This window comes from Aminivibrio pyruvatiphilus, from assembly GCF_004366815.1.
Taxonomy (GTDB): domain Bacteria; phylum Synergistota; class Synergistia; order Synergistales; family Aminobacteriaceae; genus Aminivibrio; species Aminivibrio pyruvatiphilus.
Genome location: NZ_SORI01000002.1, coordinates 207,057 through 231,366, shown reverse-complemented (window position 1 = coordinate 231,366; position 24,310 = coordinate 207,057). Strand labels below are relative to the sequence as shown.

At 62.0% G+C, this 24,310-nt stretch carries 26 protein-coding genes; 21 read left to right on the top strand and 5 right to left on the bottom strand.

Annotated features, from left to right (window positions below; all coding sequences use genetic code 11):
- Positions 1-11: 11 nt before the first annotated feature.
- From argC to C8D99_RS02885, 3 genes are read right to left on the bottom strand one after another with little or no spacing between them, the layout of a single operon-like run.
- Positions 12-1,061 carry an N-acetyl-gamma-glutamyl-phosphate reductase gene (gene argC, locus C8D99_RS02895; RefSeq protein WP_338024398.1) on the bottom strand — a complete coding sequence of 350 codons (1,050 nt, stop codon included), beginning with the start codon at positions 1,059-1,061 and terminating at the stop codon, positions 12-14.
- Positions 1,058-1,918, bottom strand: a complete 861-nt coding sequence (gene lysX, locus C8D99_RS02890; RefSeq protein WP_133956198.1) for a lysine biosynthesis protein LysX — start codon at positions 1,916-1,918, stop codon at positions 1,058-1,060. Before lysX ends, argC begins: the two co-directional genes overlap by 4 nt.
- The gene (locus C8D99_RS02885; protein ID WP_133956196.1) at positions 1,919-2,092 is read right to left on the bottom strand and encodes an alpha-aminoadipate/glutamate carrier protein LysW; all 174 of its coding nucleotides are present in this window, start codon (positions 2,090-2,092) and stop codon (positions 1,919-1,921) included.
- 317 nt (positions 2,093-2,409) lie between these two features.
- Between C8D99_RS02885 and C8D99_RS02880 the strand changes: the two genes are divergently transcribed.
- From C8D99_RS02880 to C8D99_RS02860, 5 genes are read left to right on the top strand one after another with little or no spacing between them, the layout of a single operon-like run.
- Positions 2,410-3,024, top strand: coding sequence for a TetR/AcrR family transcriptional regulator (locus C8D99_RS02880; protein WP_133956194.1), 615 nt, complete (start codon positions 2,410-2,412; stop codon positions 3,022-3,024).
- Positions 3,021-4,205: an efflux RND transporter periplasmic adaptor subunit gene (locus C8D99_RS02875; protein ID WP_133956192.1), complete on the top strand. Its 1,185-nt coding sequence runs from the start codon at positions 3,021-3,023 to the stop codon at positions 4,203-4,205. The genes C8D99_RS02880 and C8D99_RS02875 overlap by 4 nt, the downstream gene beginning before the upstream one ends.
- Positions 4,202-5,404, top strand: coding sequence for an ABC transporter permease (locus C8D99_RS02870; RefSeq protein ID WP_133956190.1), 1,203 nt, complete (start codon positions 4,202-4,204; stop codon positions 5,402-5,404). Before C8D99_RS02875 ends, C8D99_RS02870 begins: the two co-directional genes overlap by 4 nt.
- A 1-nt stretch (position 5,405) precedes the next feature.
- Positions 5,406-6,161, top strand: a complete 756-nt coding sequence (locus C8D99_RS02865; RefSeq protein ID WP_133956188.1) for an ABC transporter ATP-binding protein — start codon at positions 5,406-5,408, stop codon at positions 6,159-6,161.
- On the top strand, positions 6,158-6,502 hold the full coding sequence (locus C8D99_RS02860) for a cupin domain-containing protein (RefSeq protein ID WP_133956186.1): 345 nt from the start codon (positions 6,158-6,160) through the stop codon (positions 6,500-6,502). The genes C8D99_RS02865 and C8D99_RS02860 overlap by 4 nt, the downstream gene beginning before the upstream one ends.
- 10 nt (positions 6,503-6,512) lie before the next feature.
- Here C8D99_RS02860 and C8D99_RS02855 read toward each other — a convergent pair whose 3' ends face one another.
- Positions 6,513-7,280: a pseudouridine synthase gene (locus C8D99_RS02855; protein WP_208321048.1), complete on the bottom strand. Its 768-nt coding sequence runs from the start codon at positions 7,278-7,280 to the stop codon at positions 6,513-6,515.
- A 66-nt stretch (positions 7,281-7,346) separates the two neighbouring features.
- Between C8D99_RS02855 and C8D99_RS02850 the strand changes: the two genes are divergently transcribed.
- The 3 genes from C8D99_RS02850 (at position 7,347) to C8D99_RS02840 (ending at position 10,683) form a co-directional block, all read left to right on the top strand.
- Positions 7,347-7,985, top strand: a complete 639-nt coding sequence (locus tag C8D99_RS02850; RefSeq protein ID WP_133956184.1) for a class II aldolase/adducin family protein — start codon at positions 7,347-7,349, stop codon at positions 7,983-7,985.
- A 33-nt stretch (positions 7,986-8,018) separates the two neighbouring features.
- Positions 8,019-9,401 (top strand): sodium:solute symporter family protein, encoded by a 1,383-nt coding sequence (locus tag C8D99_RS02845; protein ID WP_133956182.1) that lies wholly within the window; start codon positions 8,019-8,021, stop codon positions 9,399-9,401.
- Positions 9,402-9,498: 97 nt separating this feature from the next.
- Complete coding sequence (locus C8D99_RS02840) at positions 9,499-10,683, top strand: metallophosphoesterase (RefSeq protein WP_133956180.1); 1,185 nt, start codon at positions 9,499-9,501, stop codon at positions 10,681-10,683.
- Positions 10,684-10,741: 58 nt separating this feature from the next.
- On the opposite strand, the gene C8D99_RS02835 is transcribed toward C8D99_RS02840, so the two are convergent.
- Positions 10,742-11,446, bottom strand: coding sequence for an aspartate/glutamate racemase family protein (locus C8D99_RS02835; RefSeq protein WP_133956178.1), 705 nt, complete (start codon positions 11,444-11,446; stop codon positions 10,742-10,744).
- Between the two features lie 183 nt (positions 11,447-11,629).
- Here C8D99_RS02835 and C8D99_RS02830 point away from each other — a divergent pair, with 183 nt between their 5' ends.
- The 13 genes from C8D99_RS02830 to C8D99_RS02770 all read left to right on the top strand — a co-directional run bounded on the left by C8D99_RS02830 (position 11,630) and on the right by C8D99_RS02770 (position 24,294).
- Positions 11,630-12,448, top strand: coding sequence for a phosphate ABC transporter substrate-binding protein (locus C8D99_RS02830; protein ID WP_133956176.1), 819 nt, complete (start codon positions 11,630-11,632; stop codon positions 12,446-12,448).
- A gap of 87 nt (positions 12,449-12,535) precedes the next feature.
- A complete protein-coding gene (pstC, locus tag C8D99_RS02825; protein ID WP_133956174.1) occupies positions 12,536-13,399 on the top strand; it encodes a phosphate ABC transporter permease subunit PstC in 864 nt (287 codons plus the stop codon).
- A gap of 1 nt (position 13,400) precedes the next feature.
- Positions 13,401-14,255: a phosphate ABC transporter permease PstA gene (gene pstA, locus C8D99_RS02820; RefSeq protein ID WP_133956172.1), complete on the top strand. Its 855-nt coding sequence runs from the start codon at positions 13,401-13,403 to the stop codon at positions 14,253-14,255.
- A 13-nt stretch (positions 14,256-14,268) separates the two neighbouring features.
- Positions 14,269-15,027, top strand: a complete 759-nt coding sequence (gene pstB / locus C8D99_RS02815) for a phosphate ABC transporter ATP-binding protein PstB (protein WP_133956170.1) — start codon at positions 14,269-14,271, stop codon at positions 15,025-15,027.
- 24 nt (positions 15,028-15,051) lie between these two features.
- Positions 15,052-15,741: a phosphate signaling complex protein PhoU gene (gene phoU / locus C8D99_RS02810; protein WP_133956168.1), complete on the top strand. Its 690-nt coding sequence runs from the start codon at positions 15,052-15,054 to the stop codon at positions 15,739-15,741.
- A gap of 3 nt (positions 15,742-15,744) precedes the next feature.
- Positions 15,745-16,437 carry a response regulator transcription factor gene (locus C8D99_RS02805; protein WP_133956166.1) on the top strand — a complete coding sequence of 231 codons (693 nt, stop codon included), beginning with the start codon at positions 15,745-15,747 and terminating at the stop codon, positions 16,435-16,437.
- Positions 16,425-18,194 carry a sensor histidine kinase gene (locus C8D99_RS02800; protein ID WP_133956164.1) on the top strand — a complete coding sequence of 590 codons (1,770 nt, stop codon included), beginning with the start codon at positions 16,425-16,427 and terminating at the stop codon, positions 18,192-18,194. Before C8D99_RS02805 ends, C8D99_RS02800 begins: the two co-directional genes overlap by 13 nt.
- Positions 18,195-18,375: 181 nt before the next feature.
- Positions 18,376-19,239, top strand: a complete 864-nt coding sequence (locus C8D99_RS02795) for an IclR family transcriptional regulator (RefSeq protein ID WP_133956162.1) — start codon at positions 18,376-18,378, stop codon at positions 19,237-19,239.
- 46 nt (positions 19,240-19,285) lie between these two features.
- Positions 19,286-20,113, top strand: coding sequence for a 5-dehydro-4-deoxy-D-glucuronate isomerase (kduI, locus tag C8D99_RS02790; protein ID WP_133956160.1), 828 nt, complete (start codon positions 19,286-19,288; stop codon positions 20,111-20,113).
- A 20-nt stretch (positions 20,114-20,133) separates the two neighbouring features.
- Positions 20,134-20,616, top strand: coding sequence for a TRAP transporter small permease (locus C8D99_RS02785; RefSeq protein WP_133956158.1), 483 nt, complete (start codon positions 20,134-20,136; stop codon positions 20,614-20,616).
- Between the two features lies 1 nt (position 20,617).
- Positions 20,618-21,901: a TRAP transporter large permease gene (locus C8D99_RS02780; protein ID WP_133956156.1), complete on the top strand. Its 1,284-nt coding sequence runs from the start codon at positions 20,618-20,620 to the stop codon at positions 21,899-21,901.
- Positions 21,902-22,057: 156 nt separating this feature from the next.
- On the top strand, positions 22,058-23,035 hold the full coding sequence (locus C8D99_RS02775) for a TRAP transporter substrate-binding protein (protein WP_133956154.1): 978 nt from the start codon (positions 22,058-22,060) through the stop codon (positions 23,033-23,035).
- Between the two features lie 245 nt (positions 23,036-23,280).
- The gene (locus tag C8D99_RS02770; RefSeq protein ID WP_133956152.1) at positions 23,281-24,294 is read left to right on the top strand and encodes a zinc-binding alcohol dehydrogenase family protein; all 1,014 of its coding nucleotides are present in this window, start codon (positions 23,281-23,283) and stop codon (positions 24,292-24,294) included.
- Positions 24,295-24,310: the final 16 nt, after the last annotated feature.

Below are 24,310 nucleotides of genomic sequence, written 5' to 3'. Positions count from 1 at the left end.
TCCCGCAGTCGTTATGCCGGGTAGACCGGCAGCATTCCGAGGCCGGCAGTCTCGTCCAGTCCCAGCAGAAGGTTCGCCGACTGGACCGCGCTTCCCGCGGCCCCTTTCATAAGGTTGTCGATGGCGGTCACCACCACGAGCCTCGTGCCGTCCTCGTGAAGGGTGAAGCCGGTGAGGGCCTGGTTGCTGCCCGCGACGAGCTTCGGTTCGGGCAGGCGGAGATGGGACGGCCTGGCGGGGCAGAGGGAGACGAAGGGCTCTCCCGAATAGGCGCTCCGGTAGGCCTTCCACAGCTCCGCTTCCTTCACCCTGCGGGAGAGGTTCACGTGGGCGATCATCTGGACCCCACGGATCATCTCCACCGCCGTCATGGTCAGGGTCACTCCTTCCTCGGAGAGATTCAGCTCCTGGAGGATCTCGGCGAGGTGCCTGTGGCGGAAGGGCTCGTACACCCTCAGGGCCCGGCTCCGGAAAGGATGGTGGCTTCCTGTGGTGGGCGTCGCTCCTGCTTCGGAGGATCCCACCCGGACCTCGATCCTCACGTCGCCGATCAGCCCGGCCCGGGCCAGGGGGTACAGGCCGAGGATGGAGCAGGAGGCGTTGCATCCCACACCGCTGGCCAGGTCCGCTCCCTTCAGCTTGTCCCGGTACAGTTCCGGAAGGCCGTAGACCGCCCTGTCCAGCAGTTCGGGAAAAAGGGGAGCCGAACCGTACCATTGTTCATAATCAGCCGGATTCCTGAGGCGGACGTCCCCGGAAAGATCGGCCACTTTCATCCCCCTGTCGAGGCATTCCCGGATCAGGGGAGCGGATGTCCCGTGGGGGAGGGCCAGGAAGGCGATGTCCGCGCCCGTCGCCTTTCCCTCTTCGGGACTGCAGAAAGCCAGTTCCGGAAAACTCCCCCGGAGATGGGGGTGGGTATGCCAGACCGGCTGGCCGGAACGGCTCCGGGAAACCGCCCCTTCCACTCGTATGGAGGGGTGTCCCGCGAGAATCCTCAGGACCTCTCCTCCCGCCATGCCGTTCGCTCCCCAGACGACTGCCCGGACCACGGAGCTCATCCTTCGGCCCCGCCGGCCCCGGACACAAGGGACCATGCATGTTCCACAAGGCTGCCGGCGATGTCCACGCCCGTGAGTTCGCCGTCGGAGCTGCGGAACTCGGGCTGGCCGTTCACTTCGTTCACCATCCAGCCGCCTTCCGGTTTCTCGAAGAGGTCCACCGCGAGGACTTCGCCGCCGATGGCCTTCTGGACCCTTCCGAGAAGTTCCCTGATCTCGGGCGAGAGGGGGTATCTGCCGGGAGTCGCGCCCCGGGCGGTGTTCGTGATCCAGTGATCGCTGCACCGCTTGATGACGGTGAGCACCTCTCCGCCGAGAAGGGTCGCCCTCAGGTCGAACCCCTTTTTCTCCACGTACTCCTGGAGAAAGAACACCGAATGGGCGGCGCCCATGTGGGCCTTGTGTTCCGCCACCGCTTCGAGGGCATCCCGGTCGTTGATCTTCGCCAGAAGCCGGCCCCAGCTGCCCGTGGCGGGCTTGAGGACCAGCGGGTAGCCGAGGCGCTCAGCCCCCTCGAGGGTTCCTTCCGGCGAAAAGGCCACGGCGTAGTCCGGCTGGGGGATTCCGGCTGCCGAGAGCCTCGCTGCGGTGGCGATCTTGTCGCCGCAGAGGGCCATGACCTCCGAGGAATTGATCGTCAGCACCCCCCTGGATTCCAGGAGCACCGCCAGAGCCGAGTTCTGGGTCTGGCTCACGCAGCGGCACAGTGCGGAGTCGCCTGCTTCTCCGGGGACGTTCGGCCAGAGTCCGTCGGAGAGGTTCACCGCCGAAAAGGGAATGCCTTTCTTCTCCGCGGCCTGGAAGAGCAGTTTCTCTTCAGTTCTGAGCCTTGTATAGAAGATAAAAAGGCGGGACATTTATTCTCCCCAGTCTTCCTGCACTTCGGGGGCCTCGGCCACGGTGACCGGGTTCAGGGAAACGATCTCGAGCTCCGTGCCGCAGTCCGGGCACGTCAGAAGCTCACCCTCCATAACTTCGGCGGGCAGGGTGACGTCCCCTTCGCAGACGATGCACTGAACTTTTGTTGTCATATCACATTCCTCCCAAACAAAAATTTATAAAAACAGGAGAGATTCTAAACCTTAGTTTTTTAAACGTCAATAGGAAAAAATAAAATTCATTTTTTGGGACGGACAAAGAGAGGAAGCGGGGGGGAACACTTTTCGGGCACGGACGCAGTGATCTCCATAACTGCAGTGTATCCCTGCACAGGGAGTGCTGCAGGGCAAAAGGCGACATTCCCCTCTTTCTGCGGTTCGGGATGTTTTGATCTCCCTTGACAGAACAGGAAAGGAAGAATAAGATAGTGACTAATTACTATCTTTAAAAAAGAAGAAGGTGCAGCTCAATGGCAATGAAGGGAAAATATCTTCCTGCGGAAGAACGGCGTGCCGTGATCGTGGAAACCGTCCTCACCCTCGCCGCGGAGGGAAACCCCTCGGAGATCACCACCGCCGCCATCGCGGAGCGCATGGGGCTGACCCAGGGCGCCCTCTTCCGTCATTTTCCGAGCAAGGACGCTATCTGGGAAGCCGTCATGGCATGGGCGGCCCGGACCCTGGCGTCGAGGCTGGAGGCGGCGGCAGCAGCCTCCCCGACACCCCTGGATGCCCTCGAGGCTGTTTTCTTTGCCCATATCGGTTTTATTGCCGAATACCCCGGCGTGCCGGGAATTTTCTTCGGCGAGCTGCAGCGCCCCGGGGACAGCCCGGCCCGGGAACGGGCGAGAGAACTTATGGAAGGGTACGGAACACGCCTCCGGGCCATTCTCAGGGAAGGCCAGGCCACAGGACAGCTTTCACAAGCTTTCGACGCCGGGACGGCCGCGAGCCTCTTCGTAGGTATCATCCAGGGGCTCGTGCTCCAGTCGTTCCTCTCGGGATCCCGGGAGACGGTCTCAAAGAACGCCCCGGCGGCCTTCTCGCTCTTCCGGCGGGGCATCGAAGCGGGGGATGCGCGATGAAAAGAGTCTGGCGGACGGTTCTCCTTCTCGCGGGCGTCATCGGCCTGACGGTACTTTTCCTGTACGTGATGATGCGGTCGGGGCCCCTGGCGCCGGTGCCCGTGACGGCAGCAGCCGTGAAAAAGCAGTCCGTTGCCCCGGCGCTCTATGGCATAGGGGTGGTGGAATCGGGAGCGGTCTTCCGGGTGGGTCCCACGTCGCCGGGAAGGGTCCGGGAAGTTTTCGTCGAGGTGGGCGGCAGGGTCGAGGCCGGGCAGAAGGTAGCCGTCATGGACCCGGTGGATCTCGACCAGCGGAGGGCAGCCCAGGAGGCCCAAATAGCCAGGCTCGAGGCTTCAGTTCGGGCCGCTTCCGCCAGGACGTCGGAGACCGGCGCGAGGAAAGAGTATGCCCAGGCCCAGTCGAAACGGTACGACAATCTCCTGAAGTCGGGGGCGGTGAGCGTGGACGCCGCCGAGGCGAAGCGCCAGGAAAGGCTGGTGACGGCGGCTGCCTGGGCGTCGGCGAATGCGGACCTCCAGGCCTCCCGGGCCGAACTGAAACGGGCGAAGGCAGACCTGGCGGCCCTGGCGTCCCAGATGGAGAATCTTGACCTCCTTGCGCCCGCCGCGGGGCTTGTGTCGGCCAGGGCGGCCGAACCAGGCACGACAGCCGTGGCAGGGCAGTCCGTGGTTGAAATAATCGATACGGCAAGCATCCGGATTTCGGTCCGCTTCGACCAGGCCGCGGCCTCGGGCCTCAGGGCCGGCCTTCCGGCGGACATCGTGCTCCGGTCGGGGAACGGGAGAGTGCACGGGGGAACCATTCTCCGGGTGGAGCCCGTAGCGGATCCCGTAACCGAGGAAATGGTTGCGAAAGCGGTTTTCGGGACGATCCCCGACCCTCTTCCTCCTCTCGGGGAGCTTGCGGAGGTGACCGTGAATCTCCCTCCCCTTTCCGAAACGCCGGTCGTTCCCGATGGAGCGCTGCAGCGATATGGCGGCAGGCTTGGCGTGTGGGTTATCGAAAACGGCTCCATCGTTTTCCGGCCCGTAAGGACGGGACGGCGCGACCTGGCCGGAACAGTGCAGATCCTGGAAGGACTCGAAGAGGGCGAACGTGTGGTGGTGTACAGTACACGGGCCCTGACGCCGAAGAGCAGGGTGAAGGTCCTCGAAACCCTGGAGGGGATGAAGCCATGATCAGCCTCGCGGGCCGGGATATTCTCCACGGGTGGGGAAAGTTTACTCTCACCGGCCTGGGGCTGGGGCTCCTTATCGGCGTGACGCTCACCATGGGCGGCGTCTACCGTGGCATGGTGGATGACGCCATGGTTCTCCTCGACAACAGCGGGGCCGACCTCTGGGTCGTGCAGCAGGAGACTCTCGGCCCGTACGCGGAGTCTTCCAGCATTTACGATGACGCATGGAGGAGCGTGGCTGGAATGCCCGGCGTAGAGGCGGTTTCGAGCGTCACCTACCTTACGACGCAGGTCAGGAGAGGCACGGAGGACGTGCGGGCCATGGTGGTTGGGGTGGACCCGGGCATGCCGGGATCTCCGGGACAGCCGGGCTACCTGACGGCCGGACGGCATATCACCCGCAGCCATTACGAAGCCGTGGCCGACGCGGCCACGGGGTTTCGCACCGGTGACGAAATCCGTATCAGGAGGAACACCTATACGGTGGTGGGCCTTACCCGCCGGATGGTCTCCTCCGGAGGGGACCCCATGATCTTCATTCCGCTGAAGGATGCCCAGGAGGCCCAGTTCCTCAAGGACAACGACTCGATTCTGCAGCAGCGCCGCCGTACGGCATCGAACCCGTCGCTGAACAGGCCGGGGGTGCCGGGGCTCCTGGAGAGCGTCATCGCCTCCCAGAGCGCCAATCTCAATGTGAACGCGGTCCTTGTGCGTCTCCTGCCAGGGGCGGGCCCCGAAGAGACGGCGGCTCATATCCGCCGGTGGCTGCGCCTTGAAGTATATACGAGAGAGCAGATGGAGGACATTCTTCTCGGCAAGCTCATCGCCACGTCGTCCAGGCAGATCGGCATGTTCCTCGTGATTCTTGCCGTCGTGAGCGCCGCCATCGTGGCCTTCATCATCTACACCCTCACCCTGGGGAAAATCCGGGAGATCGCGGTGCTGAAGCTCATCGGGACGAAGAACCGGACCATCGTGGCCATGATCCTCCAGCAGGCGGTGGCCCTCGGCGTCCTCGGATTCATGATAGGGAAGATTTCGGCCACCTTCTGGGCCCCCTTTTTCCCCAAGTTCGTCCTTCTGCAGGCCCGGGACGCGGTGACCGGGTTCGCGGCGGTGATCATCATGTGCGTCCTCGCCAGCATCCTGGCGATCCGGGCAGCGCTCAAGGTGGACCCGGCAGAGGCCATCGGAGGCTGACATGGCTGACCGGCAGAAACAGGGCATTACCATAGAAGGACTGCGCAAGCGGTATGGATCGGGGGAGACGGCGGTGGACGCCCTGAAGGGCGTGGACATGGCGGTATCGCCCGGAGAGGTGGTGGGCCTCATCGGTCCCTCCGGGTCGGGAAAAAGCACCCTGCTCAAGTGTCTCGGCGCCGTGATCGAGCCCACCGCCGGCCGCATGACCCTCGGAGACGACGTCATTTATGACGGGAAGTGGAAAATAAAAGACCTCAGGGCCCTGCGCAGAGACAGGATCGGGTTCATTTTCCAGGCCCCCTACCTCATTCCCTTCCTCGACGTGACGGACAACGTGGCCCTGCTGCCCATGCTGGCGGGCCGTTCCGACGGAGAGTCCAGGAAACGGGCCATGGAACTCCTGGAAGCGCTGGACGTGGGGCACAGGGCTTCCGCCATGCCATCCCAGCTTTCGGGGGGTGAGCAGCAGCGGGTGGCCATAGCCCGGGCCCTGGCGAACAGGCCGCCGGTGATCCTGGCCGACGAGCCCACGGCACCCCTTGACAGCGAGCGCGCCCTTTCGGTGATCTCCATACTGAACGACATGGCGAAGCAGTACGAGACGGCGATCATCGTGGTCACCCATGATGAGAAGATCATCCCAACTTTTCGGAGGATATACCATATCCGGGACGGGAAAACGGAGGAAACGGCCGGTGAAGGCCGTTCTTTGGAGTTCAAACAGACCAGACAGCCAGAGGAGGAGACAGCATGATCGCGAGAAATCTTGCAGACCTGGGTACCATGGGTAACGCCCACGGAGTGGACGCCCGAAACATCTACGACACCGACGACGCCGTCATCACGGTGATCACCCTGAAACCCGGCCAGTCCATGAAGCGGCACGTCACCCCGGTGGACGTGGCGTTCTACGTCCTCGAGGGGAAGGGAACCGTCGAGGTTGGGGAAGAAAAGCAGGAAGTGGGCAGGGATACCCTCATCGAAAGTCCGAAGGACATTATGCACTGCTGGTACAACACCAGCGACGCCGATCTCCGGTTTATGGTGGTGAAGGCTCCCAAACCGACCCGGAAGACCGCCTTCGTCGGTTCGTGATTGGCCTGAATCAGCGGAGGCCGCTTTCCGGATTCCGGAGAGCGGCCTCTTCCCATCCGAGGGCCCCCGCGACGGAGAGGAAACTCTCCTCCGGCGGGCAGAAAATCTCCGCCCTCTCACCGGTGAAGGGATGGCAGAACGACAGCTTCACCGCCGCGAGCATCAGCCGGATGCAGCCGAACCGCTCCCGGAAGAACCGGTTGTGCCGCCCCTCCCCATAGGTGGTATCACCCACGATCGGGTGGAAAATATGCTTGAAGTGCCTCCGGATCTGCCGCCGCCTCCCGCTGAAAGGCCGGATTTCCGCCAGGGAGTACCGTGTGGTGGGATGGTTCGACACGGCGAAAGGAAGTTCCGCACAGGCAAGGCACCGAAAGGCGGTCCGGGCTTCCCTGACCGTCCCGGTGCGTCCGCCGGAGTTCCTGAGGCCTCCCAGGTCATCGGCCAGGGGATGATCGATGATCCCTTCCTCCGGCACCCAGCCCCTGGCAACGGCGAGGTAGACCTTCTCCACTCCATCGTTCCGGAACAGTTCAGCACCCTTCCGGGCCGCTTCCTTTTCCGCCGCGAAGAGCAGAATACCCGAGGTGGGGCGGTCCAGCCGATGAAGGAGGTAGAGCCTGCAGCCGGCAAGGTTCCGTGCTTCCTGGAGGGCGAACCTGGTCTCCCGGGTATCCAGGGGAGACCGGTGGACCAGCATGCCCGCCGGCTTGTGCACCGCCAGGAACCATGGATCCCGGTAGATTATGGACACGGTTCCTTCTCTTTCTTCCATCATCCGTTCTTTCCCCTCCCTCTTTATGGTAGTATACAGTATGATGACCGATCAAGGAGATGATTGCTCATGGCAACCGGCTGGAAAGCGGAAAGGGAACAGGTCGCCTCCATAATGAGACGGCTGTACCGCCAGGGCCTGACCACCTGTTCCGGCGGAAACGTGAGTCTCCGGGCCGGCGGCGTGATTCTCATAACCCCATCGGGGACGGACAAGGGAGAAATCACCGCCGAAGAAATCGGGGCCGTGACCCTGAAAGGGGAAAAACTTCTCCCCGGGCTGAAGCTCAGCATCGAGACGGAGATGCACCTGGAAGTCTACCGGAACCGCCCCGACGTGAACGGCGTCGTCCATGCCCACCCCGTAACGGCTTCCGCCTTCGCCGCCCTCGGCACGGACATCGATACCCGGCTCACCGCCGAAACCTGGCATGTACTGGGGAAGCCGGTCAGGGCATCCTACGCCCTCATGGGGACGAAGGACCTCGCCCGGATCGTCGGCGAGGCGGCGAGGAGAGGAAACGCCGTGATAATGGAAAACCACGGAGTTCTTACCGTGGGGCGGACCCTCTTCGAGGCCTTCGACAGACTGGAGCTCCTCGAGGCGGCGGCAAAAATGACCTGGATCACCCACACCATGGGATCGCCCCGGCCCCTGACGGAAGCCAGGATACAGGAAATGGAAGAAGTATACGGCAGGCGGAAATGACCGCCGTGCACAATAAGTAAAGAAGGTGTCTTCATGTTCATCGCGTCAGCTCTCGGCATTCTGGCTGCTTTTTTCTTTTTCGGCATTTTGTCCTCCGGAAAGGTGAGCTCTTCCTCGGAGTATTCGGTAGCCAGCAGAAAAGCGACCGCCGGAGGCGTTTCCGGCATTATCCTCGGCAGTCTCGTGGGGGGCTCTTCCACCGTCGGCACGGTGCAGATGGCCTACCATTACGGCCTGTCCGCCTGGTGGTTCACCCTGGGGGGCGGCATTGGCTGCCTCATCATGGGACTGTGGTTCGTCAAGCCCCTGAGAGCGACGGAGCTCATCACCCTTCCCCAGTTCCTCGGCCGTCATTTCGGGCAGGGATCGGCGTTTCTCTCCGCCGTGGCCACCGCCCTGGGATCCTTCATCGCCCTCATCGCCCAGTTCCTCGCCGGGACGGCCCTGCTGGGCTCGGTCTTCCCCTTCCCCGCCTGGGTGTCCGCCGTTTTCATGGCGGTGCTCATCCTGGCCTTTGCCTACGGGGGAGGGATCAAGAGCTTCAGCAGGCTGGGAAAGGTGAAGATCATCTTTCTCTACGGGGTCATGATCCTCTGCGTCGGGGCAGCGTTCCTCTCGGGACAGACGCCTTCCGTGCTCATGCGCTCCCTTCCCGCCGATCCCTTCTTCAACATCTTTGCCCGGGGCGTGGCAAAGGACCTCGGCGCCTTCACATCGCTGCTCTGCGGCGTCCTGTGCGGCCAGATCTACATCCAGGCGGTCTACGCCGCCTCCTCCGACGCCACCGCCCGGAAGGGGTGCCTCTGGACCTCCCTGATAACCCCGCCCCTGGGGCTTCTCGGCGTCTGGATCGGCCTGGCACTCCGGAACTCCGGGGTGGCCGTGGAAGCATCCCAGGCCCTTCCCTTTTTCATCCGCACCTATTTTCACCCCCTCGCCGCCGGGCTCCTCTGGTCGGGAATCATGATCACCGTCCTGGGAACCTCGGTGGGAATCACCTTCGGTGTGGCCACGAACCTCACAAGGGACATGTACCTGAAGACGAAGCGGGCGGCCGCCTATGACGATGGGAAAATCCTCCTCGCCAGCAGGATCACGGTCCTCGGAACTGTCATCGCCGCAGGCCTGATCGCCCTCGCGGCGGGAAAAAGCATGATCCTCCAGTGGGCCTATCTCGGCATGGGCATCAAGGGGGCGGGCATCATCATTCCTCTCATCGCCGCCGTGTTCCTGCCCGGAAGGCTGCCCGCCGTCTGGAGCCTTCTTTCCGGAACCTGCGGTCTTGCGGGGGTCTTCATCGGGGCGGCGTTCTTCAAGGGCATGGATCCCCTGCTGCCGGGGCTGGCCCTCTCGGGGGCCATCGCCCTGGCCGGTCTGGTCCTTGCCCGGAGGAAAACAAGCCTGCCGGGAGGATGAACGGAATGATCCGTTCTCCTGCCGATTCGGGGAGGCGGGGGATACTGCTATAATATTCCTCTAAATTTTCCGCCGGAAGTGCAGGGAGGAATGGAGAATGAGCCGGAGCTTTGCCGTGTTTTTTTCGCTCTACATGCTGATTTACGGAAGCATGCACGTTTTTGTCTACTTCAAGCTGAGAAGCGCCATAGGACGGGGCTGGAAATGGACCGCCCTTTTCATCCTGGTGTCTCTTGCCATGATCGTCGGCGCACGGGCCCTCTGGCTCTTCGATTTCGGGGATGCCCACACCCTCCGGAAGGTTCTGTCCTGCTCGGGATACGTGTGGATGGCCTTCATCTTCATGACCTTCGCCTGGTTCGTCCTCATCGACATGGTGAGGCTCCTCTTCTATATTCTCGACGGGCTCCTCTCCTCACGGTTCGGCGAACTGCTCGGTTCTCCGAAGCTCCGGGCGTTCATTGCAGTCTCAGCGGCTCTTTCCATCTGCGTCTACGGCTGGTTCGAGGCGCTGAACATCAGGACGGTCACCATCACCATCCCCACAGCGAAGCTGCCGCGGGGGGTGGACCGTGTCCGCATCGCCCAGCTCTCCGACGTGCACCTCGGGTGGATCATCCAGGAGCAGCGGCTGGCCGCCATGCTGGACGCAGTGAAGGCCGTGGAACCCGACATGCTCGTCATCACCGGGGATCTTGTGGACGGAGACATGGAGGAGCGACAGGCCGAGGTCGCCCTCTTCCGGGGACTGAAGCTGCCCCACGGCATCTACGCCGTGACGGGAAACCACGAATACCATGCGGGCATCGGTCAGGCTCTGGCCTTCAAGGAACATGCCGGGCTGAGGGTTCTGCGGAACGAGGCTGTCCGAGCCGGGGGCGTCATCCTTGCCGGGGTGGACGACAGGGCGGCCAGGCGGTACGGCCACCCCGGCGTGCCGGATGCGTCCGTCCTGGCGGGGATGCCTCCGAACCGCTTCGTGGTGCTCCTCAAGCACCAGCCCTATGTCGATTCCGACGCTGTGGGGCTGTTTGACCTCCAGCTTTCGGGGCATACCCACGGCGGCCAGATCTGGCCCTTTTACTGGGCGACCAGGGCGGTCTACGATTACCGCCCCGGTCTTCGGGCCATCGTCCCCCCGGAGAGGAGCGGGCAGGCTCATGCCGCTTCTCCCGGGAGGCAGAGCCGGATCTACGTGAACAACGGCACGGGAACCTGGGGGCCTCCCATACGGTTCCTCACCCCGCCCGAAGTGACGGTCATCGACATCGTAAGGGAATAGGAGACCACAAAAGAAGGGCCTCCCCGGAAATGCCGGAGAGGCCCTTCTTTTTCCTCCGTCAGGGATAGAGAGCCCGGAGACAGGCCTCGCAGAGGGCTCCCAGGCTGGACACGGTCTTCTCCTGGGGAAGGCCCGACGCGTCGTAGGCCAGGGGAAGCTCCGTGCAGGCCGCGCATATGGGGAGATCCCTCTCCTCCCACAGCTCCAGCACCACGCCTTTCAGCAGTTCCCCTCCCTCCGCCTTTCTGTTCGACTTCACCAGCTCGATGCTTTCCTGCACCTTCTGCTGCACTTCCAGGGACGGAACGAAAAAGGGGTAGTTTCTCTTCTCTCCGTAGCGCTGGTAGAGCCCGCTGTCCATGGTCCCCCGGGTGGCCAGGAGCCACGCACCCGCAGGACTCATCCTTCCGGCGGCCCCCACCGTCTCGTCGATGATGTGGATGAGGGGTACCGGCAGCTCCTCCCGGAAGCGATCGATGAAGAAATGGGCCGTGTTGCAGGGTACGGCAAGGACGTCGGCTCCCCACCCCGCAAGGGTGAGGAGATTCTTCTTCAGCCGCTCCGTGGGGTCCTCCCCCGTGCCGAGAATGGCGCTGCTCCGGTCGGGCACCTGGGGGTCGGAGAGCAGGTAGGTCACGGCGTGCTCCTGGTCCCGGGAGACGGGCGCCCGCTCCGCCAGGAGACGGAGAAACTCCGCCGCCGCCGCCGGCCCCATGCCGCCGAGTACACCGAGAATTTTATCGGGCTGTCTGCTGTTCACCATGAAAACACCTCCGGAGAGTTTTGTCCCTACATTATATATCATGCACGGGAGAGATGCCGAAGATGTTTCACAACCGTTACATTCTCGTGCTGCATCCGTTACCTATCCTGCCTATACTTTCATTATCGGCCGGGGATGGTCTCCGGCGAACAGACAGAAAAAAATCAAGGAGGTTCTTTCGCAATGAGAAAAACGGCAGCGGTTCTCGCGGGAATAGCGATCCTCTCCCTTTCGGGCATGGCCTTCGGGGCTGAAATCGTCATGAACGGCTCCACCACGGTCCTTCCCATCGCCCAGGCGGCGGCGGAGAAGTACATGGCGGCAAACGAAGGCGTGAAGATCAGCGTCTCCGGCGGCGGCAGCGGCAACGGAATCAAGGCCATCATCGACGGAACCACCCACATCGCCAATTCCTCCAGGTTCATCAAGCAGGACGAAGTCAAGGCAGCGGTGGAGAAGGGCACATACCCCGTTCCCTTCGCAGTGGCCATGGATGCCCTGCTCCCCATCGTCCACCCCGACAACCCCGTCAAGGATCTTTCCATCGATCAGCTCCAGGCGATTTACTCCGGCAAGATCACCAGCTGGAAGGACGTGGGCGGAGAGGACAAGCCCATCGCCGTGGTCGGACGGGACACGAGTTCCGGCACCTACGAGACCTGGCAGGAGATCATTCTCAAGAAGGAAAGAGTGTCCCCCAGGGCCCTGATCGTGGCCTCCTCGGGAGCCATGCTCACCACCGTGGCAAAGAACAAGTATGCCATCGGCTACGACGGCATCGGCTACATCAACGACACTGTGAAGCCCCTCATGGTGAACGGAAAGAAAGGTTCCGCCGAGACGGCCCTTGACGGTTCCTACCCCATCGCCCGCTTCCTCTACATGTTCACCAAGGGGTGGCCCACCGGCGAGATCATGAAGTTCATGAACTACATGCTCGGTGACGAAGGACAGAAAGTGGTCGCCTCCACCGGGTTCGTGCCCCTCAGGATCCTGAAGTAGCGGATGAAGGAATCGGACAGCGGATCCGGTGCTCCCTCCCCCGGCCGGGGGAGGGAGCACCAATTCAATGATGAAAGAGGGATTGTCATGAAAGACAGGCTGCCGGGAGCCATCGTGAAGGGGATTTCAAGCGCGGGAATACTGGTCATGCTCTTCATCCTGTACTTCCTTTTCCGGGAAGGGCTTCCCGTGCTCAGGAGCGTCACGCTGAACGAGCTGTTTGGGGGCGACTTGTGGTACCCCGCAGAAAACCCGCCGGTTTTGGGCATGTTTCCCCTCATCGCGGCCACCCTTGCGGTGACGGGGCTGTCTTGCCTGCTGGCGGTCCCTTTCAGCCTTCTCATCGCCGTTTTCGTGTCGGAGACGGCACCCCGGCCGATCCGGGAACTCCTGAAGCCGATTCTCGAACTTCTCGGGTTCTTCCCTTCCATCGTCCTCGGCTTTATCGGCATGGTGGTCCTCGCCCCGTGGCTGCAGGAAACCTTCGATATGCTTTCGGGGCTGAACCTCTTCAACGCGTCCCTCCTGCTGGGCATTCTCACCGTTCCCGTGGTGAGTTGCCTTGCCGAGGAAGCCCTCGGTGCCGTTCCCCAGGATCTCCGGGACGCTTCCTACGCCCTGGGAGCCACCCGCTGGGAAACCACCCGGAAAGTGGTCATCCCCTCGGCCCTTCCGGGAATACTGAGTGCCTCCCTCCTTGGGATCATGCGGGCCATGGGAGAGACCATGGTGGTCCTCATGGCCGCGGGCGGAGCGGCCATCATCCCCCTGTCCGTCTTCGACCCCGTCCGGCCTCTTACCTCTACCATCGCCGCCGAAATGGGGGAGACCCCGGTGGGTTCTCCCCACTACGCCGCTCTTTTTTTCGGAGGCGTGATCCTCCTGGTCATGACCCTGACGGTGAACCTCCTCTCGGCCTGGGTCGAGAAAAAGGGAAAGATGGTGAGGTAGCATGGATCGCCGTCGAATAGCGGACAAAATCATGACCCTTCTCTGCTGGGCCGCCGGAATAACACTGACCGCACTTGTATTTTCCGTCCTGGCCTTTGTCTTCCTGCGGGGGTATTCCGTTCTCTCCCTGGATTTCCTCCTGGAACCTCCCCGGGACAGCATGACCAGGGGAGGCATAATGACCCCCCTCGTGGGGACCCTGCAGCTCGTGACGGTGGCCATGGCCTTCGCCATTCCCGTCGGGGTGGCCACGGGGCTCTACTTCGCCGAATACGCCCGGGACGACCTGTTCACCCGCATCCTCAGGCTCGCCATCCGGTCTCTCGCCGGGGTGCCCTCGGTAGTCTTCGGCCTCTTCGGGCTCTCTCTTTTCGTGATCCTCTTCCGGTTCGGCCCGAGCCTTCTTTCCGCCGCGCTAACGCTGGCGTGCCTGACTCTGCCCCTCATGGTCACCGCATCGGAACAGGCCTTTCTCGCCGTGCCCCAGGACTACCGTGACGGCTCCTACGCCCTCGGAGCCTCGAAATGGCAGACCATCCGGCGGGTGGTGCTTCCTTCGGCGGCCCCCACGGTTATCACGGGGATCATCCTCAGCATCGGCCGGGTGGCGGGGGAGACGGCGCCCATCATGTTCACAGGCGCGGCCTTTTTCGCCCCCCATATCGCAAAGAGCCTGTTTTCCGAGGTAATGGCCCTGCCGTACCACATCTACGTCCTCGCCACGGCGGGAACGTTCATCGAAGAAACCCGCCCCATACAGTACGGAACGGTTCTCGTCCTTCTTCTTCTCGTCCTGGGAATCTGCTCCGTGGGGATATTCATGCGGTCCCGGCTTCGCCGGAGAATGCGCCGATAAGAGGGGGAGAACAATGGAAAAAATACAGATCAGCGCGAAAAACGTGAATCTCTATTACGGGGCGGCCCGGGTGCTCAAGGACGTCTCCGCGGACATCCTTGAAAAAAACGTGACGGCCCTCATCGGGCCTTCCGGCTGCGGCAAGAGCACGTTTCTGAGATGCATCAACAGGATGAACGATTTCATCCCCTCCGCCCGGTTTGAAGGAGAAATCCGCATCGACGGCACCGACATCTACGATAGGGGAACGGACGTGATCGCCCTGAGGCGGAAGGTGGGCATGGTGTTCCAGAAGCCCAACCCGTTCCCCATGTCCATCTATGACAACGTGGCCTACGGCCCGCGCCTTCACGGCATCCGGAACAGGGAAAAGCTCGACGAAATCGTCCGGAGCAGCCTCACCGGCGCCGCCCTGTGGGACGAGGTGAAGGACAAGCTCAAAAGCCCCGGCACGGGCCTCTCCGGCGGGCAGCAGCAGCGGCTCTGCATCGCCCGGGCCATAGCCACGGAACCGGCCGTCCTTCTGATGGACGAGCCCACGAGCGCCCTGGACCCCCTGGCCACCGCCCGCATCGAAGAGCTGGTGAGAGAGCTCAAGAAGAACTATACTGTGGTCATCGTGACCCACAACATGCAGCAGGCCGCCCGCATTTCCGACAGGACGGCGTTTTTCCTCCTGGGCGACCTGGTGGAGTATGACAGCACGCCGAAAATGTTCACGTCGCCCGGGGACAAGCGGACGGAAGATTATATCACCGGAAGGTTCGGCTAGGGGCCGAGGGGGGAGGAAGAGGCAATGAACGAAATCAACCTGAGAAAACAGCTTGAGGAGGACCTCGGAGAGCTGAAGCGGATGATCCTCCGGCTCGGGAGGATGGCGGAGGAAGCCATCTCCAGGGCGGTGTGGGCGATGAAGAACCAGGATGCAGCCGTCGCCCGCAGCGTCATCGAAAAGGACGACGAGCTCGACGAGCTGGCTGAAGGAGTGGACAGCGCCTGCATGCACTTCACCGCGCGGTACCAGCCCCTCGGTGAGGATCTCCGGGCCGTGACGTCCATCATGCACATGGCCATAGACCTGGAGCGGATCGGCGACTACGGCGGCAACATCGCCAAGGTGGCCCTCGACCTGGCCGACAAGGAACTCATCAAGCCCCTCATCGACATTCCCCGCATGGTGGACGCCCTCGCCGTCATGGTGGAAAAAGCGCTCACCGCCTTCGATACCGGCGACGCCGAGGCCGCGAAGGCCGTGTTTCCCATGGACGACTTCCTGGACGACCTTGAAAAGCAGATCATGAGGGAACTGCTGCTCATGATGATGGAGAATCCCCAGAGGATCGGCCAGGCGACCCAGCTCCTGAACGTGGCCAGAACCCTGGAGCGGGCGGGGGACCACATCACAAACGTGGCGGAACGGGTGGTCTATATCTATACCGGCAAAACCGTGAAGGCCTCCGCCTTCCGGCGTCCGAAGGAGCGGTGAGCCGTGCCGGGGCAGAGAATACTTATCGTGGAGGACGAGGAAGCCATCGTGGAGGTCGTGTCCCGGACCCTTCGGCGGCACGGCTATGAAACGGCCTCCGCCGCCGACGGAGACAGGGCCCTTGAAATGGCCTTCTCCCTGAGGCCCGACCTGGTGATCCTGGACCTCATGCTGCCGAAGATGGACGGATGGGAGGTCTGCCGCAGACTCAAGGCGGACCGCCAGACCGCTTCCGTCCCCGTTCTCATGCTCACCGCCCGGAGAGAAGAGCGGGACGTGGTGGAGGGCCTGGAAATCGGCGCCGACGACTACATGAAAAAACCTTTCTCCCTGGCGGAGCTGGCCGCACGGGTCAAGGCCCTCCTCCGGAGGTCCGGCCCGGAAGAAGGCGGCAGAATCGTGGAGGACGGCGGCCTACGGATAGAAGTCGACGGTGAAACGGCCCTGCTCCGGGGGGCGCCCCTGGACCTCAGCCCCACGGAATTCCGCCTCCTCGAAGTGCTGGCCAGGAGGATGGGGCGTACCGTTCCCAGGGAGGAGCTGCTGTCGAAAATCTGGAGCTTCTACGGCGGCGACACAAGGACGGTGGACGTTCACATTTCTCGCCTCCGGAAGAAGCTCGTCGACGGAAAGCGCCCGGCCCTGGCGGTCAATTCCCTCCGGGGAAGGGGCTACCGTCTGGTATGGGAGGAATGACGACCATGCTGACCCTGAAAAAAAAGGTGATTCTCCTTGTGGCCGCAGTGGTTTTCTGCGCTTTCGGCATCAGCTGGGGCCTGCTCTACGGAGTGGTCCGGGACGGAATCGTCAGGCAGAGCGGCCTGGAGCTTTCCCGGCAGACGGCCCTGCTGTCCGTCTCGCTGTCGAAGGAAGGGGTGTCCGGTTTTCTGAAGGATCTTGCCCGGTGGGAGGGGATCCTGAGGGGAAGGGTCACCCTCGTGGATGCCCGCGGCGCCGTCCTCGCCGACACGGAAAGGGACCCGACAGCCATGGACAACCACCTTTCACGGCCCGAGGTAAAGGAAGCCCTGTCCGGAGGCGAGGGGACGGCCCTGCGGTACAGCACCACCACGAACATGCACTATCTCTATTTCGCCCGGAGGGTTTCCCTTGACGGGGAACGGACAGCGGTCATCCGGTCCGCCTACCCCCTGGAACATCTTTCAGCCGCCTTCGCCGAGACCCGGAACAGGTTTCTTCTCTATCTTCTCGTCGCCGTGGCGCTGATCATAGCCTTCGGAGCCGGACTGGTCCGCCTCTTTTTCCGTCCTCTCGACCGGGTAGTCGAGTCAGCGGGCAAAATTGCCCAGGGAGAGGAAGTCCGCTTCCCCCTCATGGCCGAACCGGAACTGCAGCGGCTTTCCAGCGCCCTGGACGGCATGTCCGCCCAGCTCAGGGGCACCATGGAGGAACTCCGGTCCGAACGGGAGGACCTCTCCAGGATCGTCACGGCCCTTCCGGTGGGGGTCGTTCTGCTTGATGACGGCAGAAGGGTCCGGTACATGAACAGGGTCGCCGCCCGGCTGCTTGCCGTGAGGGGAGACGTGCCCCCCGGAACCCCGGTGGAGCGGATGCTTCCTTCCGGTGAAATGTACGGCCTCATCCTCTCCGCCCTGGAAGGGGGAGAGGAGAGCAGGGTGTTCGACCTGCCCGAGCTTGACGGACGATGCCTTGGAATAGCCTCCAGGAAGACGGCGACGGGGGTGCTTTTCGTCATCACCGACCTTACCGAGGAGCGGCGGATCGAACAGTCCCGCAGGGATTTTGTCGCCGATGCCGGGCACGAGTTCCAGACTCCCCTGACCGCCATCCGTGCGGCTGCCGAATACCTTCTAGAGGCACCGGAGGAGGAGACGGCGGAGCAGCGGAAAAAGTTCCTTTCCTCCATCATCGCCCAGCAGGAACGGATGAGCAGACTGGTGGACGATCTGCTTCTGCTCTCGAGGATGGAATCGGAACCGCCCCTCCGGGACGCCGAGGAGGCCGATCTTTCCCTCCTCCTCGCGGCTGTGGCCGACCAGTGCCGGAGCCATCCCTTCGCGTCGCTGATCGCCATCGAAACGGATGTGCCCCCGCGGGCGCCGGCGGTGGTGAGGACGGGAGACCTGTCGAGAGCGCTCTCGAACCTCGTGGAAAACAGCCTGAAATATGTCCGGGAGAAGTTCGGGGCCAGCGAGGGGGGCAGGGTGTCCCTGATCCTCCGGGAGGACGGGAGTTTCTGGAGCATCATGGTAGCGGACAACGGTCCCGGCATTTCTCCGGAGACCGCCCCCGTTCTTTTCGAGCGGTTCCGGAGGGGAGATGCCTCCCGGTCCAGGGGGGAGTGGGGCAAGGGAGGGTATGGTCTCGGCCTTGCCATAGCGAAACGGATCCTGGTCCGCTCAGGAGGGGATCTTTTCTTCCGCCCGTCAGAGACAGGAGCCCTCTTCGAAGCCCGTGTCCCCAGGAAATAAGCCTGAAACATGCGCCATTGCAGATCCGGCCCGGAAGCTTTCCCGGGCCGGATCTGTTTTACGGGCTGATTTTTTGTTTCATGGATTGAAAAAAATAAAGTTGACAGGCTTCCTCCTCTGTCGTAACGTAATGGAAATTCGTTTCATCCAAAGAATCGTCATTTTGGCAGGTGGAATTCTTATGACAAAGAGAAACAGGGCAGTCGGAAACGGCACCGCAACAGCGGAAGTTTTGAACGTCACGGTGAAGGGCCTGAAGGAGGAAGAAGAGGGCAGCGGAAAGGAGTCCGGCGGTTCCATCCGCGTTCTCGACAGGGCGATGAGCGTTCTCGGCTTCATGGCCGAGTCCCGGAGGCAGGTGGGTATCACGGAGATCGCCGATGCCGTCGGTCTCTCCAAGGCAACGGTCCACCGCATACTCTCCACCCTTCGGGACTACTCGGTGGTCCTGAAGGACGACAGCGGACGGTACCAGATGGGGCCTTCCGTCCTGTTCTGGGCCGATGCCTACAGGCACCGCGCCGGTCTCGCGGAGATTTCCCGCCCCTTGCTGCGGCGGCTGTGGGAGGAGAGCCACGAGACGGTCCATCTCTTCATTTTCGAAGGGGGGGAGGCCTACTACCTGGACAAGCTTGACAGCCCCCATCCCGTGGGGATGCGTTCCCGCATAGGGGCCAAGCGGGACCTGTACAGCACGTCCGGAGGGCGGGCGATCCTCGCAGCCCTATCGGAAGCTGAACTTGACGCCTACCTGGACAGAACGGAGCTGCTGCCCCGGACGGAGAACACCGTCACTGACAAGGAAGAGCTGAAAAATCTCCTCGCAGCCGGCAGGGAAAGGGGTTTCTGCGAAGAAGTGGAGGAGAACGAGGAGGGCATCCGGTGCGTGGGGGCCGCCATCCTCGACCTCAGGGGCTGCCCGGTGGGGGCGGTGAGCATCAGTGCTCCGGCCTATCGTTTCAGCGACAGCCAGTCTCTTGCCCTTGGAGCGAAAATCCGGGAGACGGCCCTGGCCATTTCCAGGGAACTGGGATACCGGGGATAACCGGCGCAGCGAGGCAGGAAAATCGGACAACAAGGAGGAAGAACCGATGGAAGTACGGAATTCAGCCAACCCGGCAGATGTGAAGCGGTACGACACCGAAGCCCTCCGCGGCGAGTTTCTGATCAGGGGCCTTTTCGCCCCTGATGAAATCCCCCTCGTTTATTCCCACGTAGACAGGATGATCACCGGTTCGGCCTGTCCTGTGTCAAAGAGCCTTTCCCTGAAAGGCGGGAAAGAGCTCGGCGTGGACTTCTTCCTCCAGCGGAGAGAAATGGCGGTGCTCAACATCGGAGACCCCGGTACGGTGGTCACAGACGGGACCTCCCGCCGGCTGAACCGGTACGAGGCCCTCTATATCGGCATGGGGACGAAAGATGTTTCCTTTGAACCCGAGACCGGCAGCACTCCGAAGTTCTACCTCCTCAGCTGCCCGGCCCACAGCGCCTGGCCCACCACCCTCATCACCAGGGAGATGGCGGTGAAGCAGGCCCTGGGTACGAAAAAGGAATGCAACGAACGGGTGATCAATAAGTACGTCCATCCCGACGTGGTGAAAAGCTGCCAGCTTTCCATGGGCATGACGGAACTGGCCGAGGGCTCCGTATGGAACACCATGCCCACCCACACCCACGAACGGCGGATGGAGGTGTACATGTACTTCAACCTTCCCGAAGACGGAGTGGTCTTCCACTTCATGGGCCGGCCCTCCGAACTGCGCCACATCGTTGTCCGCAGCGGCGAGGCGGTTATTTCCCCGAGCTGGTCCATCCATTCAGGCGTCGGAAGCACCAGCTACAGCTTTGTCTGGGGCATGGCGGGAGAGAACCAGTCCTTCTCGGACATGGACGGCGTTCCCATGTCCGTCCTCAGGTAAGGCAGGGGAGCGGACCGTTCATGGAAAGGCTCGATGCCTTCGCGGCGCGGCTGGAACGGTGGATGCTCATCGTTCTCCTTACGGTCATGGTGGTCCTGGGGCTCCTCCAGATCATCAGCCGTTTCGTCATCAAAGCCCCCATCATGTGGTCGGAGGCCCTCCTGATGTACATGTTCGTCTGGTTCAGCTTTCTCGGCGCCGGCCTTGCTGTGAGGGAACTTTCCCATTTCGAGGTGGAAATCTTCGTGGTCCGCCTCCCGCAGAAGATCCAGAAACTCCTTTCCCTGGCGGTCTATGCCATGATTTTTGCCTTTGCGCTGTTCATGATCTGGAAAGGCCTTTTCCTCGTAAAGCTCAACCAGCGGCAGCTCATGGCCATGATGCCCTTCACCATGAGCGGCCCCTACGTGATCCTGCCCCTGAGCGGCACCTTCATGGCGATCCATTCCCTGAACCATCTCACCGGCCTGTTCTCCCGGCATCATTCGGAGTGGAGGGACTGACATGACTGTCACCATTTTCTCGGCCTTCGTTCTCCTGCTCGTCATCCGGATGCCCGTCTCCTTCTCCCTTGCAATTTCTGCGGCAATCGCACTGCTCTTCGCCGGCAGCATGGATCCCCTGATCGTGGTCCAGCGCATGTATACCTCCGTGGAGTCCTTCTCCCTCATCGCCATCCCCTTCTTCATTCTCTCCGGCGGCTTCATGGAGAGCGGCGGCATCTCCAGGCGGCTCATTTCCTTTTCCTCCAGCCTGGTGGGCCATATCCGGGGCGGCCTGTCCATGATCAGCATCGTGGCGGCCATGTTCTTCGCCGGCATCTCCGGCTCCACGGCGGCCGACACGGCGGCCATCGGCAGCGTCCTCATTCCGGCCATGGAAAAGAAGGGGTACGGGAAGGACCTGGCCACCAGCGTGGTGGGCACCGCAGGGGCCATCGGGATCATCATTCCCCCGAGCATACCCATGATCATTCTGGGAATCACCGGAAGCATTTCCATCGGAGGGCTCTTCCTGGGCGGCGTTTTTCCCGGCATCCTCATGGGGCTGGCCCTCATGGTCACCAGCGGCATCTTCGCCCGAAAGCGGAACCTCCCGGCGGAACCGAAAGCGACCTGGGGCGAGCGGTGGCATGCCTTCACCGACTCCATCCTGGCCCTGATGACCATGGTCATCATCATGGGAGGCATCCTCTCCGGCGTCTTCACGGCCACGGAGGCCTCGGTGGTGGCGGCCTTCTATTCCTTCGTGGTGGGGCGGTTCGTCTACGGCGAACTCAAGTGGAAGGACATACCTTCAATTATGGTCAAGACGGGCATCACCACCGGCGTGGTGGTCCTGTGCATCGCCACGGCTTCCAGCTTCGGCTGGATCCTGGCGGCGGAGCAGATTCCGGACAAGATTGCGAAGGCGGTCTTCGCCCTGTCGGACAACCGGCTGGTCATCCTCTTCCTCATGAACGCCCTCATGCTCTTCATGGGCACCTTCCTCGACATTTCGCCCATCATCATCATTCTCGTGCCCATTCTCTTTCCCATCGCCCGGCAGCTCGGCGTGACGCCCATCCACTTCGGCATCATGACCATTGTCAACATGGCCATCGGTCAGTGCACCCCGCCGGTGGGCATATCTCTTTTCGTGGCTACGGGAATAGCGAAGGCGAAACTCGGGGAGATCCTGGGAGCCTACTCCAAATATCTCCTTACCATGGTGGTGGTTCTTGCCCTGATCACGGTCTTCCCCCAGATCATCACCTTCCTCCCGCAGCTTGTGATGGGGCTCAGATAGTTTCGGCCGGGAAGGCTCATTTCCGGCGAAGGGAGGTATGAGAGGAAAACCTGTTCATGCTGCAACGGAGGCAGAGGCGGCGGCACCAGGCAGCGGAAATCCTTCCCCGAAGGGGAGGAAAGAGGATTTGGAAGCAGAAAAGAAGGAGGTAATTCCATGTTCGGAAAAAAGACCTTTGCGCTTGCGCTTCTTTTCGTTTTTCTCGCGGCGTCCTTTGCCTACGGGGCTCCGGTTGTGCTGAAGCTCTCCAACGTTCTCCCCGACGGCAATCCCACCACCGAATCCATGGTCTTCTTCGCCGAAAAGGTGAAGGAGAAGACCGGCGGATCGGTTGAAGTCCGCCTGTTCAACAACAGCGCCCTTGGCGGCCAGCGGGAGGCCCTGGAAAGCATGCAGGCCGGAACCCTCGAGATGTGCATGGCCAACGCGGGGCCCATGGCCCAGTTCGTCCCCGCCATGGACGTGCTGTCTCTTCCCTATGTCTTCCAGAGCACGGAACACATGTTCAAGGCCCTCAACGGCAAGGCCGGGGAGATGATCAAGGCCGACATCGAGAAGGCAGGGTTCGTCTTCCTCTACTGGGGCGACGGCGGCTCCCGGAACCTCATCAACAACAAGCGCCCCATCACCAAGCCGGAGGACCTGAAGGGACTCAAGATCCGCGTCATGGACAGCAAGCTCATGGTAAACACTCTCAATGCCATGGGCGCCATCGCCACCCCCATGGCCCAGGGCGAAGTCTACAGCGCTCTCCAGCAGGGCGTGCTCGACGGATGGGAGAACAACCCCGTTACCCTTCTGACCCTCAAGCTCTATGAAGTGTCCGATATTTTCTCATGGACCCAGCATTTCATGGTTCCCGACCTGGTGCTCATCAGCAAGCAGGCTTTCGGCAAGCTGACCCCCGAACAGCAGAAGGCCATTGTCGAAGCGGGCCGCGAGGCAGAGGCCAAGCAGCGTGAATACTGGAACGCCTTCGTCGGCAAGACCGTGGAGGAGCTGAAGGCCCATAACGTGAAGTTCAACGAGGTGGACGTGGCGCCCTTCGTCAAGGCGGTTCAGCCCGTGTGGGAAGATTACAGGGCCAAGTTCGGAACGGAACTGCTTGATCTCATCATAGCGGCGAACAACTAAAAATGCAGCGGGCGGGAGGGTCCTCCCGGCTCTCCCGCCTTCCGCGAAACAGGCTGTGCCGGGGCCCCTGCCGGTTTTTCGTTGACCGCCGGAGAGAGCGGGAAAGAAAGGAAAAACGGCGGCGCGACCATGAAAACATACTGCGGCGTCCCTCCGGATGCAAAGCGGTTTATACATAGTTTTTCCGGGACGGTCTTGAAAGGCCGTCCTTCAATACGGGCCCGACAAGGGCGGAGGTGAATTCCGTGAGAAGTGCCAAACTTGTAGCCCCGAGGCAGATCCAGATATTCGAGGACAGGATGCCCCTGCCAACGGAGGGAGAGGTTCTCGTCCGGGTGAGGGCTGCGGGAATCTGCGGCTCCGATCTTCACATTTACCAGGGAGAGCGGTCGGACGTGGCCCTTCCCAGGATTCTCGGCCATGAGCTTGTGGGCGAGGTGGAGTCCGTGGGAAGCGGCGTAAGCCGGTTTTCCAGGGGAGACCGGGTGACCGTGGATCCGGTGGTGTCCTGCGGAAAGTGCGTTTCCTGCCGCAGAGGGTACGACAATCTCTGCAGCACCGTCAAATGCCTCGGAGTCCAGGTGGACGGGGGCTACTGCGACTACATCGCCGTCCCCGAGGAAAAGGTCTACGCCCTTCCCGGGGGAATGGGCTGGGAAAAGGCGGCCCTTATCGAACCCTTCTCCATTGGTGCGGAAGTGCTGGCCAGGAGCGAGGCGGGAAAGGGAGACAAAGTCCTCGTCATAGGCGCCGGAACCATCGGCCTCTGCATACTGCAGGCCATGAAGATCGCCGGAGCGGAAGTGCTCATCACCGATTTCGCGGACAGCCGCCTGAAAGTGGCCGAAACCCTCGGGGCCGACAGGACGGTCAACGGCAGGACCGGGGATCTTGCCGGAGCGCTGGCCGATTTTACCGGCGAGTTCGGGGCTGACGTGGTCGTGGAGGCGGTGGGGATGCCCCGCCTGCTGGAGGAGAGCCTGGGATACGCCGCTCCGGGAGGGCGCATCGTGGTGCTCGGGTTTCATCCGGAACCCGCCAAAATCCCCGAGGTCATCGTGGTGAAGAAGGAGCTCAAGATTATCGGCTCCCGGATGAACTGCCGCCGGTTCCCCCAGGTCATTGAATGGTTCGAAAAGGGTCAGGTGAACCCGGAAGCCCTGATCTCGGCGGTCTACCCCTTCGAGAAGATCAACACCGCATTCAGGGATATCCTGGAAGATCCGGAAAAGTACCTCAAGGTGCTCATTACCTACTGACGAAAAAGGCGCGAAA